Here is a 14,274-nt window from a genome sequence, read left to right as displayed (position 1 = left end):
CACGTCCGTGAGATGTCGGTCGCTCCTCAGGAGCCCCTGCGATCGCTTTCAACGCTAGGGAGGTGCAGTGGAGGACTAGTGACCGATCTGTGGACCGCGCCGGCCGGAGTGGGCGCTTCAGAGGTGCTTGACGAGAAACGCCCGGACGAGAGGCACGACCTCGTCGAGAGCGCTCTCGAGCAGGAAGTGGCCACCGGCCACCAAGTGGACCTCGGCGTCCGGCAGGTCGGTGGCGAAGGTGAGCGCCCCGGCGGGTCCGAAGATCGGGTCGCTCTTCCCCCAGACGGCGAGCAGCGGAACCTGCCGCTCGCGGAAGTATCGGTGCACCTCGGGGTACAACGCCAGGTTGGTGGCGTAGTCCAGGAACAGCGCGAGCTGCACCCGGTCGTTGCCGGGCCGCGACAGCAGGTCGTGGTCGTGAGTCCAGGTGGTGGGGTCCACCAAGGTCTCGTCCGTCACGCCCGCGAGGTACCGCCAGCGGGTCAGTTCCAGGGTGAGCGCCTGACGGACCCCTGCCTCGGTCTGGGGGGTCTGCTCCCGCCAGTAGTCGCTCACCATGACGAAGAACTCCGGCTGCAATCCCTCGGCGTACGCGTTGCCGTTCTGAGTGATGATCGCCGTGACCGCGTCCGGTGCCCTCAGGGCGAGCCGCCACCCGATCGAAGCGCCGTGGTCGTGGACGAACAGGCAGTACCGCTGGATGCCGAGCTGCGTGAGAAGAGCCTCCGTGACATCGGTGAGCGAGTCGAAGGAGTACGTGAACTCGTCAGCCGTCGGCGCGTCGGAGAGTCCGAAACCGACATGGTCAGGTGCGACGAGGTGCCAACGGTCGGCCAGCCGAGGGAGGAGGTGCCGGAACATCATGGAGCTGGTGGGGAAGCCGTGAAGGAGCACCAGGGTGGGCCGATCTCTCGGCCCGGCTTCTCGGTAGAAGATCTGATAGCCGTCGACCACGGCGTACCGGTGATGGATCATGACCATGTTTTGTGCCGCCTTAGCCCGGTGTTCCCGTTGTCCTGGGGTGCTCACCGAAACGTATGGACACACTGTGGATGAATTGTGAAGTCGCGGCGAAGCGACGTGTCCGCCCCCGTCAGCCCTTGAGGATCGCGGCCGCGACCCGATCCACGAGCCACCGTGTCCCCCGGTCGACACCCCATCCGAACGTCTCCACGACGAGGACGAATTGAGGGTTGCGGAAGTGGAAGTAGATGATCTTCGCTGCGTCCTCGACCGAGAGCCCCTCGGCCAGGTCGCCGTTGCCGGCGATGCCCTCGACGATCATCTCCAGCGCCTCGATGTGGCGTTGGTCGGCGACATCAAGGAATGTCTGGGCGACCGGGGAACTGGGGGCGGCGCGCTCGACGATGCGCATGATGTCACCGGCCTCTGCGGCGTGCGCGGCGTAGCCCGCGGCCAGGACCTCCAGCTTGGTCCGACTTGCGGACGCGGCCGCCGCGTCGGTGATGATCCGTCCCACCGTCGGGCTCATCGTCCATATGTCCATCAAGGTCCGGAGCAGCCCCTCCTTGCCTCCGCACTGGGCGTAGACGGTGGCGGGGGAGACACGCGCCTCGCGTGCGATCTCGCCAACCGTGGTCTGTGCGTAGCCGGGCACGGAGTACAGCTTCCGCGCCGCCTTGATGACCTCCTGCCGAGTCATCTCGGCGTACTCGTCACGACGGCTTGGCGCCTGATCTGGCAACGTCTCGCTCCCCATCCCGTTAACGACCTGTCTCACCGGATCAAGTTCGGCCGAATGCTCTCATGGGGATCCGGTCGGCACCGGTCGCGCACGCGGACTCGAAGGCGCCGCTCCTCAGGATCGCCGAGACACCGATCCACACTCGTACCCGCGCCTGGCCGCCCGCCATCCGGCTTCCGGCGTCGCCCTGCCGAAACGTCGCACGACGGTGCCGTCCGTCCGCCACCGATCCTCCCCCGGCCGGAAACTCAAGTCTGGCTGGAGTGGCACTCTAGCATTTAGAGTGTGCGTACACTCGCAATAGAGCAACTACGATCCGGCGCGGAGCGAGCGGCAGGGCCAGGGCCGGGCCACCGAAGGAGTCGGATCGGATATGACAGCGACGCTCGTCATTCCCGAAAGCGTCGGCGCGAGGAGGGGACTGCCACTCGAGGGTCCCCTGCGCCTGCAGGTTCTCGGCCCGTTGCGGGTGTGGCGAGGCGAGAACGAGGTCGAGCCCGGGCCACGCCAGCAGGCGTACCTGCTGGCGCTGCTCCTCGCTCGCGGAGGCCGGCCGACCGGCACCGGGGAGCTGATCGACCTGATCTGGGGTGAGGACGCGCCCGCCAGCGCCCTGAACGTGATCCACAAGTACGTCGGCTCGTTACGACGCCTGCTGGAGCCCGACCTGCCCCCTCGAGGAACGGGCGCCTACCTGCTGAAGCGGGGAAACGGCTACCTGTGCGCAGCCGGGGCGGACCTTCTCGACCTCACGAGGTTCCGGCAGCAGTCCGCCGCCGCCCGGACGGCGCGGGCGGAGGGGCGCGACGCGGCGGCACTGGACCACTACCTCGACGCGCTCCGCCTGTGGAGTGGGCCGGCCGGCGACGGGTGGGTACACGGACCCGCGGCCACACCGATCTTCGCAAGCCTCGACGACGAGTACTTCCATGCCTGCGTCGAGGCGGCCGCCGTCGCACTTGTGCTCGGGCAGCCCGCGCGAGTACTGCCGGCCCTGCACCTGGCCGCCGCGATGGCTCCCCTGCACGAACCGGTGCAGGCCAGCCTCATCACCCTGCTGGGCGGCGCGGGTCAGCAGGCGAAGGCCCTGGCCGTGTTCGACACGGTGCGCGGACACCTCGCCGAGGATCTCGGAATCGACCCCGGGGAGGCCCTCAAGGCCGCCCACCGGCGGGTGCTCACCCAGACCCCCGCGACCCGGGCGCCGGCCACCGAGGTTCCGGCCGCCGCGCCCTCGGGCACACCGGCACCGCCGGCCTCGCCGACGCCCTTGCCGGGCGGCGCCGGCCGATTGGTCGGCCGGGCGGACGAGATCGCGGTGCTGCGAAGTGCCGTCGAGCCGGCCCTGAAGAACGGCACGGCGGTCGTGCTGCTCGAGGGCGAACCCGGGGCCGGGAAGAGCCGGCTCATGGAGGAGATCGCCGGCCACGCCGAGGATCACGGCGCCCTCGTGGTGTGGGGTCACTGCCTCGAGGGTGAGGGCACGCCGACGATGTGGCCGTGGGTCAAGACAGTGTCCGGCCTGCTCGACGTCATGCCACAGGCACGGCGCGAGCAGTGGCTGGCTCGCGATCTCGGTCATCTCGTCGGCTCCCGCGTGGAGACGTCAGAGGCGCCGGCGATCCCGGCCGACAACGCCCGGTTCCGCCTGATGGAACAGGTCGCCGACCTGATCGCCGAGGCTGCCGGCGAGCGACCTCTCGTGATGATGCTCGACGATCTGCAGTGGGCCGACACGAGCTCGCTACAGCTTCTGGATCATGTCGTCTCCCGCCTTCCCGCCGGCACGGCCATCGTCGGCGCGCTTCGCAACCGAGTCCCCTCGCCCCGCTTGGAGCTGGTCCGGACGCTCGCCGCCGCCAGTCGCGCGACCGGTCACCGGCGGCTCCTGATCGGCCCCCTGGGCCCCACCGAGGTGGCCGAGCTCATTCACCTCGAGACCGGCGTCCGGCTCGCCCCCGACGTGGCCGCATCGGTACACACCCGCACGGCCGGCAACCCGTTCTTCGTCCAGGAGCTGGGCCGGCTGTGGGGCGCCGGCAGCGAGCTCACCACGGAGACGGTGCTGCGCGGCACCGTCCCGGTGACAGTGCGCGACGTCGTACGCGACCGCCTCGCCGTGCTCGACGGCGAGGCGCAGGAACTGCTGGAGATCGCGGCACTCGTCGGCCAGAGCGTCGAGCTCGCCCTGCTAGCCCGGACGGCGTCACTCGACGTGGGGTCCTGCCTCGAGCGCCTGGAACCCGTCCGCGCCCTCGGTCTGGTCGGCCCGACGCCCGGCGACCCGTTCTCCTACCGTTTCACCCACGACCTGGTGCGCCAAGCCGTGTCGGAGGCGATCCCGCCAGGTCGCGCGGCCGCGCTGCACGGCTCCATCGCGGACGCCATCGAGGAGGTCGGACTGAGCGACGAGTCCGTCGCCGAGCGAGTGGCACACCACCTGTGGACCGCGGGGCCCGTGGCAGACCCGGCTCGTACCGTCGCGGCCCTGATCCGCGCCGGCGCCCGCGCCAAGGCGAAGACGGCGTTGGCGGCAGCCGAGCGCCACCTCGGGTCGGCGGTGGAGCTGGCGCGCAGGGCGTCGCTTCTCGAGCTGGAGCTCGAGGCGCTCTCACAGCTGATCGCGGTCGTCGGGATGCGCTCGATGTACGGCATGGCCTCCGTCAGCCTGCTGGAACGAGCGGAGCAGGTCGCGCGGCGCCTCGGGCGCGATCGCGAGGCGGCCGGGTTTCTGTTCTCCCGCTGGACCGCGCACGGCCAGGCTCTCGACCTGGACCGCAGCAGTCCCCTCGCCCGCCGGCTCGAGGAGCTGGGCGGGACTTCCCAGGACCCAGTCGTCCGGTGCTACGGCAGGGCCGCGGCGGGCATCCACGAGTGGTGCCTGGGGAACATCGGTGGGTCCTTCCGGCGACTGAGCGCGCTGAGTACCGACGTCCTGTCCGACGATCACGACGAAGATCACCGCGATTCCGTGCGGGACGGCGTGCAACTGATGGCCGCCGGGATGTTCGCCGAGATCGCGGGCTACCACGGACAGACGGCCCAGGCGCGCGCGGTGCTCGACACCCTGGCGAAAGCGGCAGGTGACGACCCGTACGCGGTCACCGCCGCGACCTCCTTCGAGGCCCGAACCGCCTCGGTGGTCGGCGACCCCGACTGGGCTCTGCGTGCGGCGGAGCGCGGGATCGCCGCCGACCCGCACTTCTCCTTCGTCTCCCTCGGCACCTACCTGCGCCTGGCCCGGTGGTGGGCGCTGGCGACGACCGGGCAGGACCCCGTGGCCGCCGCGGACGAGGCCGAACGGCTCATTCGCACCAACCTCGCCAGCCCCGCCCGTACCTGCGTGTCGACCTGGTACGCGCTGCTGGGCGAGATGCGCCTCGCCGCGGGCTCGCCGGACAAGGCCGCGGCGGCGCTCGACAGCGCCGAGGAGTATCTCGAGCACTACGGCCAACGTTCCGCGGAGGCGCTGATCATCCTCGTCCGCGCGCAGCTGGAGCACGCCGTCGGTGACGACCGCACCGCCGTACGCCTTGCCGGCCGGGCCCGCACCGTGGCGCTTCGGCAGGGGGCACATCTCTTCGTGCGACGCGCCGACCGGTTTCTTGCCGAGAGGCCCGCCCCCTAGAAAGCGCCCTGTGAGACCAGGGGCCCTTTCCAGGGGGCGTCACGGGGATCGCGCGTCAGGCGGCGGTGTGCTGGGCCACCTTGGCCGGGGTGAGCGCGATCTCCAGAACCTCGCGCACGTCGCTCACCGTGTGCACGGTGAGCTCGTCGCGGACGGCCTGCGGGACGTCGTCCAGGTCGGGCTCGTTGCGCGCCGGGATCAGCACGGTCGTGATGCCCGCCCGGTGGGCGGCGAGCAGCTTCTGCTTCACCCCGCCGATCGGGAGCACCCGGCCGGTGAGGGAGACCTCCCCGGTCATGGCCACGTCACCGCGGACCTGACGGCCGGAGAGCAGCGAGGCCAGCGCCGTGATCAGGGTGACGCCCGCGGACGGGCCGTCCTTGGGCACGGCTCCGGCCGGGAAGTGGACGTGCACCGAGCGGTCCTTGAGGGAGGCGACCGGCAGCTCCAGCTCCGCCCCGCGCGAGCGCAGGTAGGAGAGCGCGATCCTGGCCGACTCCTTCATGACGTCGCCGAGCTGGCCGGTCAGGGTGAGGCCGGTGTCGCCGGTCTCGGGGTCGGCCAGGGACGCCTCCACGTAGAGGACGTCGCCGCCCGCCCCGGTGACCGCCAGGCCGGTGGCCACGCCGGGCACCGACGTACGCTGGCTGGACTCGGGGAGCGAGGACTCCGGCACGTTGCGCGGGCGGCCCAGGTAGGGGACCAGGTCCCCCACCGTCACGGGCAGCTCGCTCTCGCCGAGCGCGACGTTGGCCGTCACCTTGCGCAGGATCCTCGCGATCGAGCGCTCCAGTGACCGGACCCCGGCCTCCCGGGTGTACTCGCCGGCGAGCTTGCGCAGCGCGTCGTCGCCGACGGTGACGTCCTCGGCGGTGAGACCGGCCTTGTCGAGCTGGCGCGGGAGCAGGTGGTCGCGGGCGATGGCGACCTTCTCGTCCTCGGTGTAGCCGTCGAGCGTCACGATCTCCATGCGGTCGAGCAGCGGGCCGGGGACGGCTTCCAGCACGTTGGCGGTCGCCAGGAAGAGCACGTCGCTGAGGTCGAGCTCCACCTCCAGGTAGTGGTCGCGGAAGGTGTGGTTCTGTGCCGGGTCGAGCACCTCGAGCAGCGCGGCCGTCGGGTCGCCCCGGTAGTCGGAGCCGACCTTGTCGACCTCGTCGAGCAGCACGACCGGGTTCATCGAGCCGGCCTCGCGGATGGCCCGGACGATCCGGCCGGACTGGGCGCCGACGTAGGTGCGCCGGTGACCGCGGATCTCGGCCTCGTCGCGCACGCCGCCGAGGGCGACGCGGACGAACTTGCGGCCCATGGCGCGGGCCACGGACTCGCCGAGGGAGGTCTTGCCGACCCCGGGGGGACCGGCCAGCGCCAGCACGGCGCCGCTGCGGCGCCCGCCGACCACGCCGAGGCCCTTCTCGGCCCTGCGCCCGCGGACGGCGAGATATTCGATGATGCGGTCCTTGACGTCGTCGAGACCGGTGTGGTCGGCGTCGAGGACGGCACGGGCCGCGGCGATGTCGTACGAGTCCTCGGTCCGGTCGTTCCACGGGATGTCGAGGACGGTGTCGAGCCAGGTGCGGATCCAGCCGGTCTCGGGGGACTGGTCGGAGGTCCGCTCCAGCTTGTCGACCTCCTTGAGCGCGGCCTCGCGCACCTTCGCGGGCAGGTCGGCGGCCTCGACGCGGGAGCGGTAGTCCTCCTCCTCGGAGGAGGGGGTGTCACCGTTCAGCTCGGCGAGCTCCTTGCGGACCGCGGCGAGCTGCTGGCGGAGCAGGAACTCGCGCTGCTGCTTCTCCATGCCCTCCTGGACGTCCTTGCGGATCGTCTCGGCCACGTCGAGCTCGGCCAGGTGCTCGCGGGACCAGTCGACCAGCATCGAAAGGCGGTCGGCCGGGTCGGCGGTCTGGAGGATCTCCGCCTTGCGCGGGGTGCTCAGCCAGGGGGCGTACCCGGAGTTGTCGGCGAGGATCGAGGGGTCGTCCATCTGGTTGACCGCGTCGACGACCTGCCACGCGCCCCGCTTCTGCAGGATCGTGGTGGCCAGCGCCTTGTACTCCTTGGCGAGCTCGTGGGCGCGCTCACCGGCCGCGACGGCGGGAATGCGGGTGGCCTGCACCCACAGGGCCGCGCCGGGGCCGGTCGTGCCGGTGCCCACCCGGACCCGGTCGACACCGCGCACCACGGCCGCGGGCTCGCCTCCGGGGAGCCTGCCCACCTGCTCGACGATCGCCCGCACGCCCACCGAGCCGTATCTGCCGTCGATCCGGGGAACGAGAAGGACCTCGGGCTTGTTGTCAGCGAGAGCCTGCGCCGCGTCGATCGCGGCCCGGACTTCGGTCTCCGACAGGTCAAGCGGGACCACCATGCCCGGCAGCACGACCTCGTCGTCGAGCGGCAGGACCGGGAGGATCAAGCTCTCACTCATGCGAACTCCAAAGGTTGAGTTATACACACTCAATTAATGGGAGCCGGAGAATGTTCCCGAGCTTGAGTGAGTTCGCTGTGAGCGATCGTAATCGTGTAATCATGGCTGCTCGGATGACTCGGTGAGCACGTGTTTCAGGCCCGTCCGGGCGAGGCGCGCACCCCCGTGGGAGTGGCGGGCGGCGCGCCCTCACCCGGTCCGGACCTCGGGTTCCGCCGCCGGAAAGGCCCTGGCCGTTCAGCGGGGGCGTGTCACCGGGCCGGCCCCTCCCTCACGACTGAGCACACGTGATCCCGTTGAACCGGAAGGCCGCCGGAGGGGGGTTGGCGCCCGTGTGGGTGCCCTGGAAGCCGATGAGCAGCGACTGTCCGGGAGCGAGGTCCTTGTTCCAGGGCTGGGCCACGGCCGTCACCGCGCTCGCGGTCTGCAACCAGGTGGCAGACCAGCCGGAGGTCACCCGCTGGCCGGGGTCGGCGAAGGCGAACGCGAGCTGCCAGTCGGTGAAGGTCGCGGAGCCGGTGTTGGTGATCCTGATGTTCGTGCTCATCCCGGTGCTCCACGGCCAGGAGGTGTACTTCACCTCGCAACTGCCGGGCACCGGGGGGAGGTCGTTGTAGATCGTGACAGGCACCGTTTCGGACGGGGGGCTCACCTCGCCCTTCGTGTCGACGGCCACGACGTACAGGTGGTGGACCTCCGACGCGACGTAGCGCGGGGGGAACGGAAGATAGATCGTCGCCTCGGTGACCGCGGGCTGGAGGGTGGCCAGCCGGACGGCCGTGCCGTTCTTGTTCTCGTAGATGTAGTAGCAGGCGATGCCGTGCGGATCGGTGGAGGGGGCCCAGCTCAGGCGCACCTGGGTGAGCATGACGTCCACGACCACGGGCGTTCCCGGCGCGGTCGGCGGGGTGCTGGAGGGAGCCGGGGTCTGCGGTGGCGTACGGCACGGGAGGGCGGGGGACGGAGAGGGCACCGGTACCGGTGCCACTGCCGGTGCCGCTGCCGCTGCCAGTGCCGGTGACGGTGCGGCCGTGGCGCTCCCGGCCGCCAGGATGGCGAGAGCGACGGCCGTCACTCCCCCGCCGACCCAACCGGCCAGCCATGTCGTCATCCGCATCGATGTGCCCCCTTCGGTGATCGATCCTTTCCACGAAAATCACACTCCGGACGGGACCGGTCAACGTCGCGCCGCCATCACGGCCGGGTGACCCTGATGAACGGTGCCGGCCGATGAAATGTTCAGCGACGGCGGGTGCGCGGGGAATCACCGGGAGGAGAACGAGGGCGTGGCCGCTCCGGCTCTCCGGCTCTCCGGCTCTCCGGCTCTCCCGCGCGACTTCACGACTCGGCGACTCGGCCCGGAAGGCGACCCGGCGTATGTGGGGGCCGGCGAACCGGGCCGGGCACGGCCCGAGCCCACCGGACGGCACGGGTTCCGTCCCCGGTCGTGTTCCGTGACCCACCAGGGGGTGACACGGAAGGTCACCCCCTGGTGGGATGCGGGCGATGACCGCGCCGCCTACGCTGATCCGGGTGACCCCCAGCCCCGCGCGGCAGTTCCTCGCACGGCGCGCGCAGCGGGCGTGGAAGACCGCCGTACGGCTCACCCGCCCGCTCACCGAGGCGCTGGTGACCGGAACGTCCGACCCGGCCCGTCCCCGGTCACGCCGCCTCACCCCCCGCGTGCCGCGCGCCCTGGGGCTGCTGCCGTTCCGGACGGTCCACCTGGTCCTGCTGGGCGACCTGGCGCTGACCTTCGTCCTGTTCGGCGGCGGCCTGTCCTACCTGCAGACCGAGGCGGCCGCGGCGCGCTCCCCCCTCGACCAGGAGGGGCTCATGCTCGCCGCCCTGGCCTTCTCACTGCCGCTCGCGCTGCGCGACCGGTGGCCGTTGGCCGCCTGGCGGTCGGCCTTCCTGCTCGTTCCCCTGGGGACGGTCGTCTCGCGGCAGTTCCTCGACCAGGTCCCCTACACCGCGGCCGGCTCGATCACGTACGTACTCGTGGTCTACGCCGTCGCGGTCCGCTGTGAGCGGCACATCACCGTGGGCGTGTGGATCGCCTCCTTCCTCGTCGCCTGGATGATCCATCCCAACTCGCTCGCCCTCGTCGCCGGCACGGTCTCGGTGACCGTCCTGTTCGGCTACAACGTGCGCGCCCGGCGGCTCGCCGCCGGGCTGCTGGCCCAGGAGGAACGGCGCAGCGAGCGGGCCCGCGCGGCCCAGGCCGCCCTGGAGGAACGGGCCAGGATCGCCAGGGAGCTGCACGACGTCGTCGCCCACCACATGTCGGTGATCGCCATCCAGGCGGAGGCCGTCCCGCTGCAGGCGTCCGGAGACGCGCGGCGCCTGGAGGAGGGACTGAGGGAGATCCGCGCGCTCTCCCTCGCGGCCATGACCGAGATGCGCCGCGTGCTGGGCGTCCTCAGGGAGGGGGACGAGCACACCGGCACCGCGCCGCAGCCGGGTCTCGGCCGCCTGGAGGAGCTCGTCGACACCGCGCGCTCCGCCGGGCTCGACGTGACGCTCAAACTCGTCGGTGACCTGGCCGGGCTCCCCACCGCGGTGAGCCTGTCCGCCTACCGGATCACCCAGGAGTCGCTCAGCAACGCCATGCGGCACGCCCCCGGTTCCACCGTCTCGCTGAAGATCGCCAGGTACGGCGCCGAGCTGCACGTCCAGGTGACGAACAGCGCCGGGCACCGCTCCTCCGGGGAACCCGGGCACATGGGGCACGGCCTGATCGGGATGCGGGAACGGGTGTCCGTGCTCGGCGGGAGACTCTGGGTCGGTCCGACCGGGACGGGCTTCGCGGTCACCGCCATACTGCCGATCACCGAGGACGCATGACCCTCTCCCCCGGGCCGCGCCCCGGGGTCTGCCGGCCCAAGGAGATTCGATGACGATCCGGGTGCTCATCGCCGACGACCAGGGCATGGTACGGACCGGTTTCACGGTGTTCCTGAGCTCGCAGCCCGACATCGAGGTCGTCGGCGAGGCCGCCAACGGACGCGAGGCCGTGGCACGGGTGGCCGAGCTGCGGCCCGACGTGGTGCTGATGGACGTACGGATGCCGGTGATGGACGGCCTCGCGGCGACCCGGGAGATCACGAAGTCCGCCGACCCCCCGCCGAAGATCCTGATCCTGACGACGTTCGACCTCGACGACTACGTGTACGAGGCGCTGCGGGCGGGGGCGAGCGGGTTCCTGCTCAAGGACGCCTCGGCGCAGCAGCTCGCCGAGGCGGTCCGGGTGGTGGCGGCCGGGGAGGCGCTGCTGGCGCCCTCGGTGACCAGGCGGCTGATCGCGGAGTTCGCCCGTATCGGCCCGAGCCGCCCCCGCGCGCGGCTGGACGACATCACCGAGCGGGAGACGGAGGTGCTCGCCCTCGTCGCGCGGGGCAGGTCCAACCAGGAGATCGCCGAGGAGCTCGTCCTGTCGGAGCAGACCGTCAAGACCCACGTGAGCCGCATCCTCGCGAAGCTGAACCTGCGCGACCGCGCCCAGGCGATCGTCCACGCCTACGAGACGGGCCTGGTCCGTCCGGGCGAGTGACATCCCGCGGCTTTCGCCACGCTCGCCTCTATCGCCTTGAGCGAAGATCGACTCGAACGCTTGGGGTTCCGACCTGCCCCATTGCCTGAATTCGACACCAATACCGGCTTACGGCTTCGGCCCGCTGCGACTCCGGGCTTTCTCGTTCGACGATATGGCAAAATACGTCAAATCGCCCATTTGGAAAGAACCGTGATCTCCGAGATCCTAGCAACCGGCCTCGCCGAAGCGATAACGGTCATATTCTTTCGGGAAGATCCTCTGTTCTCCCTGGATCAGGGTCGCCCCCGTCCAGCCCGACAACTAAAAAGTACGGAGCCATCCCGTGTCCTTCTCCGAGCAGAGCGCTGCGATCCTCCGTGCGGCCCTGGAAGTGCTGCACGAGACGGGTCGCCCGTTACAGCCGGACGCCGTGCGCGACGCGATCACCAAGAGAGTCGAGATCGCACCCGAGTACCAGAAGTCCAACGCGCACGGCCAGACGCGCTGGTGGGCACAGTTGGGCTTCCGAACCGGAGAGGCGGCGGCTCTGGGTTGGATGACCAAAAGAAATGGCTGGTCGATCACCGAGGTCGGGGTTCGGGCACTGGAGAACTTCCCGGGGACCGAGCTGTACCGGGAATTGACACGTCAGTACAGGGCACGGCGGCTGCCCTCCCAGGGCCGCGCATACGCCGATCCGCGGTGGCAGACGGTTTTGAAAGCCCTGAAACTGCTGGAGCCCGGCACCTGGACGACCTATGGAGACCTGGCCGGGCTGGTCGGCATGTCGGCACAGTCCGTCGGCGGATTCATGGCCTCGTCCTCGGTGGGCGACAACGCCCACCGAGTACTTCAGGTGAACGGACGTATCTCGCCGGGTTTCCAATGGCCGGACTCCGAGCGAACGGACAACCCGCGGGACCTGCTGGAGCGAGAAGGGGTGCGGTTCGATCAGACCGGACGGGCCGACCCCGCACAACGGGTCACCACCGATGACTTCCACAGGCTGCTCGGCGAGTCAACGCTCGCACCGGTGGCGGAAAAGACGGAAGTCGAACCGACGCCTGATCCCAACGACTCCCCTGCGGCGTTCGAGCAGTTCCAGCAGAACCTCAACTACGCTCGACAACTCGTCCACGGCGGCCGAAATCTAGAGAGACTAAAGGTCGGCGCCTTTGATGTCACCGATCTTTACCGTGCGGCATGGACGCAGGCCGTCGCGGCCCTCGATCACTGGATCACCCGGGAGATCATCGAACGGGGGGTAGCTCTCGCGCAGCAACCGGGAACAGCTCGCCCTCCCAGGTTTAACAATCTATCAATTCCGGTCGAGCTGTTCGAAAATGTCCACCATCACGCCAAGCCTCTTGGGGACGCTTTCCGGGCTCATCTCGAACAATTCTTCGGGTTCATGACCTTCCAGAACCCGGAAAAGATCAAAGAAGGTTTCGCCTACATCAGCACGGTCAACCTCTGGCCCACAGTCGCCAAGATCCTTACCGGCCAGGACCCGAGCAAGCCGATCACAGCCGACGAAGTGCGGGGGCGGCTCAGAGAGATCGCCTGGCGCAGGAACAACATCGCACACACAGCCGATCACAACCCTGAGGCATTCGGCCAGAAAAAGGCTATGGCCGCGCAAGAAGCCGAACAGACCATCGATCTACTCGAATCGATCGCGATCGCGATACTTCTGGCGCTCGGCGACCCGCTGCCAACCGTGGACTACGACTCCGCACCGCCCGAGGCAGGTGCTCTCGGGGCCGCCCCCGCGCGGATCGCCGCAGAGCGGACCGGTTTGGTCCGAGCATCGGGCAAGTGGGACGAAGACAGTCTTCTGCACGCCCTTGAGCAGTATTGCCCTCACGACGTGGCCGACACTCTGCTGGCCGTCTATCGGCATGCCGAACGCCACCCTTTCTTCCGGGGCTACTACTTCGGCGAAGCCGCCTACCCCTCCGTCACGGCCTGGTTCGGCATCGGTCATGACGAAGCGGCGGTGTGGAGCATTTACACCGGCGTGAGCAAGTCAGTACTGTCGATCAATTTCGAGTGGATGCGCAATAGGGGAGCCTCCACAGCTCGCCTCACGCGACTGGCCGACGCTCTCGACCTTCTTCCAGGCTGGAAGCACGTGCATGCGCAGCTCGCCTCCGCTGACTTCGCGAAACGACCGTCCCTCGCCCCGCCCGCCCTAGCCCGTCCCGACGCCTCGGAAATCATCATCACGGCACTGAACGATTTTCTGACCACGGACGGCGACACCTGATCTCTCGATCCTCGGGCTTCCGAGCCGGCCACCTCTTGACGGCTCGACCAGGGGCGTCAAGAGGTGGCCGGTTTGAAAGGTCTCCGAGCCGCTCGCGTCATGGCCGTCCGAGACGGTAAAGGACGTGGGAGCGCACCGGGTGACCTCTGGGCACCGCCGGGTGGTCGAAGTCGTCGGCCGGGTCGCGGGTCATGCCCAGCCGTTCCATCACCGCGCGCGAGCGCCTGTTGCCCACGGTCGTCATGGAGACGATCTCGTCCACCCCGGCCACCGCGAAGCCCTCGGCGACGGCCCGTCTGGCCGCCTCTATGGCGTACCCGTGCCCCCAGGCGTGCCTGGCCAGCCGCCAGCCGACCTCCAGCGCGGGGGTGAAGGGCGCCTCGAACCGTTGCCACATCAGCCCGGTGAAGCCGATGAAGCGGCCCGTCTCCCTGACCTCCAGCGCCCAGAGGCCGTAGCCCTGCTCGTCGAAGGAGCGCTCGATCTTGTCGACCATGGTGTCGCTCTGCGGCCTGGTCAGCGGGGCCGGGAAGTGCTCCATCACCTCGGGGTCGGCGTTCAGGGCCGCGAACGGCTCCCGGTCGTCATCCCGCCACCTGCGCATGATCAACCGTTCTGTCTCCATCCGGCCGAGTTTATCGCCGGGTCCGTCCACGGCGGCGTCCCAGGTCCGGGACCGGTCCGGGACGGCCCACCTCCACCCGGAAGCGGT

9 protein-coding genes are annotated in these 14,274 nt (G+C 69.8%); 4 read left to right on the top strand and 5 right to left on the bottom strand.

The genetic code is table 11. The features are described from left to right. Positions 1–117 precede the first annotated feature (117 nt). Both ACFFRH_RS12955 and ACFFRH_RS12950 read right to left on the bottom strand, forming a co-directional pair. Positions 118–981: an alpha/beta fold hydrolase gene (locus ACFFRH_RS12955; protein WP_386156430.1), complete on the bottom strand. Its 864-nt coding sequence runs from the start codon at positions 979–981 to the stop codon at positions 118–120. A 112-nt stretch (positions 982–1,093) separates the two neighbouring features. Further along, the gene (locus ACFFRH_RS12950; RefSeq protein WP_386156428.1) at positions 1,094–1,705 is read right to left on the bottom strand and encodes a TetR/AcrR family transcriptional regulator; all 612 of its coding nucleotides are present in this window, start codon (positions 1,703–1,705) and stop codon (positions 1,094–1,096) included. Positions 1,706–2,078: 373 nt separating this feature from the next. On the opposite strand from ACFFRH_RS12950, the gene ACFFRH_RS12945 reads away from it, so the two are divergent. Continuing rightward, on the top strand, positions 2,079–5,333 hold the full coding sequence (locus ACFFRH_RS12945) for an ATP-binding protein (RefSeq protein WP_386156426.1): 3,255 nt from the start codon (positions 2,079–2,081) through the stop codon (positions 5,331–5,333). A gap of 55 nt (positions 5,334–5,388) precedes the next feature. Here the strand turns inward: ACFFRH_RS12945 and lon are convergent, their stop codons facing one another. Both lon and ACFFRH_RS12935 read right to left on the bottom strand, forming a co-directional pair. Further along, on the bottom strand, positions 5,389–7,758 hold the full coding sequence (gene lon / locus ACFFRH_RS12940; protein WP_386156424.1) for an endopeptidase La: 2,370 nt from the start codon (positions 7,756–7,758) through the stop codon (positions 5,389–5,391). 271 nt (positions 7,759–8,029) lie between these two features. Then, complete coding sequence (locus tag ACFFRH_RS12935) at positions 8,030–8,875, bottom strand: cellulose binding domain-containing protein (protein ID WP_386156422.1); 846 nt, start codon at positions 8,873–8,875, stop codon at positions 8,030–8,032. A 389-nt stretch (positions 8,876–9,264) separates the two neighbouring features. Between ACFFRH_RS12935 and ACFFRH_RS12930 the strand changes: the two genes are divergently transcribed. From ACFFRH_RS12930 to ACFFRH_RS12920, 3 genes are all read left to right on the top strand, one after another. Next, positions 9,265–10,605: a sensor histidine kinase gene (locus tag ACFFRH_RS12930; RefSeq protein ID WP_386156420.1), complete on the top strand. Its 1,341-nt coding sequence runs from the start codon at positions 9,265–9,267 to the stop codon at positions 10,603–10,605. A 49-nt stretch (positions 10,606–10,654) separates the two neighbouring features. Beyond that, a complete protein-coding gene (locus ACFFRH_RS12925) occupies positions 10,655–11,311 on the top strand; it encodes a response regulator transcription factor (protein WP_386156418.1) in 657 nt (218 codons plus the stop codon). Between the two features lie 325 nt (positions 11,312–11,636). Further along, positions 11,637–13,562, top strand: coding sequence for an MGMT family protein (locus ACFFRH_RS12920; protein WP_386156416.1), 1,926 nt, complete (start codon positions 11,637–11,639; stop codon positions 13,560–13,562). Positions 13,563–13,659: 97 nt separating this feature from the next. On the opposite strand, the gene ACFFRH_RS12915 is transcribed toward ACFFRH_RS12920, so the two are convergent. Then, on the bottom strand, positions 13,660–14,187 hold the full coding sequence (locus ACFFRH_RS12915) for a GNAT family N-acetyltransferase (protein WP_386156414.1): 528 nt from the start codon (positions 14,185–14,187) through the stop codon (positions 13,660–13,662). Between the last annotated feature and the right edge of the window lie 87 nt (positions 14,188–14,274).

Origin of the sequence: Streptosporangium vulgare (assembly GCF_042428775.1) — a bacterium.
In the GTDB taxonomy this organism is placed as follows: domain Bacteria; phylum Actinomycetota; class Actinomycetes; order Streptosporangiales; family Streptosporangiaceae; genus Streptosporangium; species Streptosporangium vulgare.
The sequence above is the reverse complement of the archived record's forward strand: the minus strand, read 5'-3'. Positions and strand labels throughout refer to the sequence as shown.

Bases quoted from the DNA above. Each gene is read 5' to 3' on its own strand.
- ACFFRH_RS12955 (WP_386156430.1), bottom strand. From the start codon at position 981: ATGGTCATGATCCATCACCGGTACGCCGTGGTCGACGGCTATCAGATC.
- ACFFRH_RS12945 (WP_386156426.1), top strand. From the start codon at position 2,079: ATGACAGCGACGCTCGTCATTCCCGAAAGCGTCGGCGCGAGGAGGGGA.
- lon (WP_386156424.1), bottom strand. From the start codon at position 7,758: ATGAGTGAGAGCTTGATCCTCCCGGTCCTGCCGCTCGACGACGAGGTC.
- ACFFRH_RS12935 (WP_386156422.1), bottom strand. From the start codon at position 8,875: ATGCGGATGACGACATGGCTGGCCGGTTGGGTCGGCGGGGGAGTGACG.
- ACFFRH_RS12930 (WP_386156420.1), top strand. From the start codon at position 9,265: ATGACCGCGCCGCCTACGCTGATCCGGGTGACCCCCAGCCCCGCGCGG.
- ACFFRH_RS12925 (WP_386156418.1), top strand. From the start codon at position 10,655: ATGACGATCCGGGTGCTCATCGCCGACGACCAGGGCATGGTACGGACC.
- ACFFRH_RS12915 (WP_386156414.1), bottom strand. From the start codon at position 14,187: ATGGAGACAGAACGGTTGATCATGCGCAGGTGGCGGGATGACGACCGG.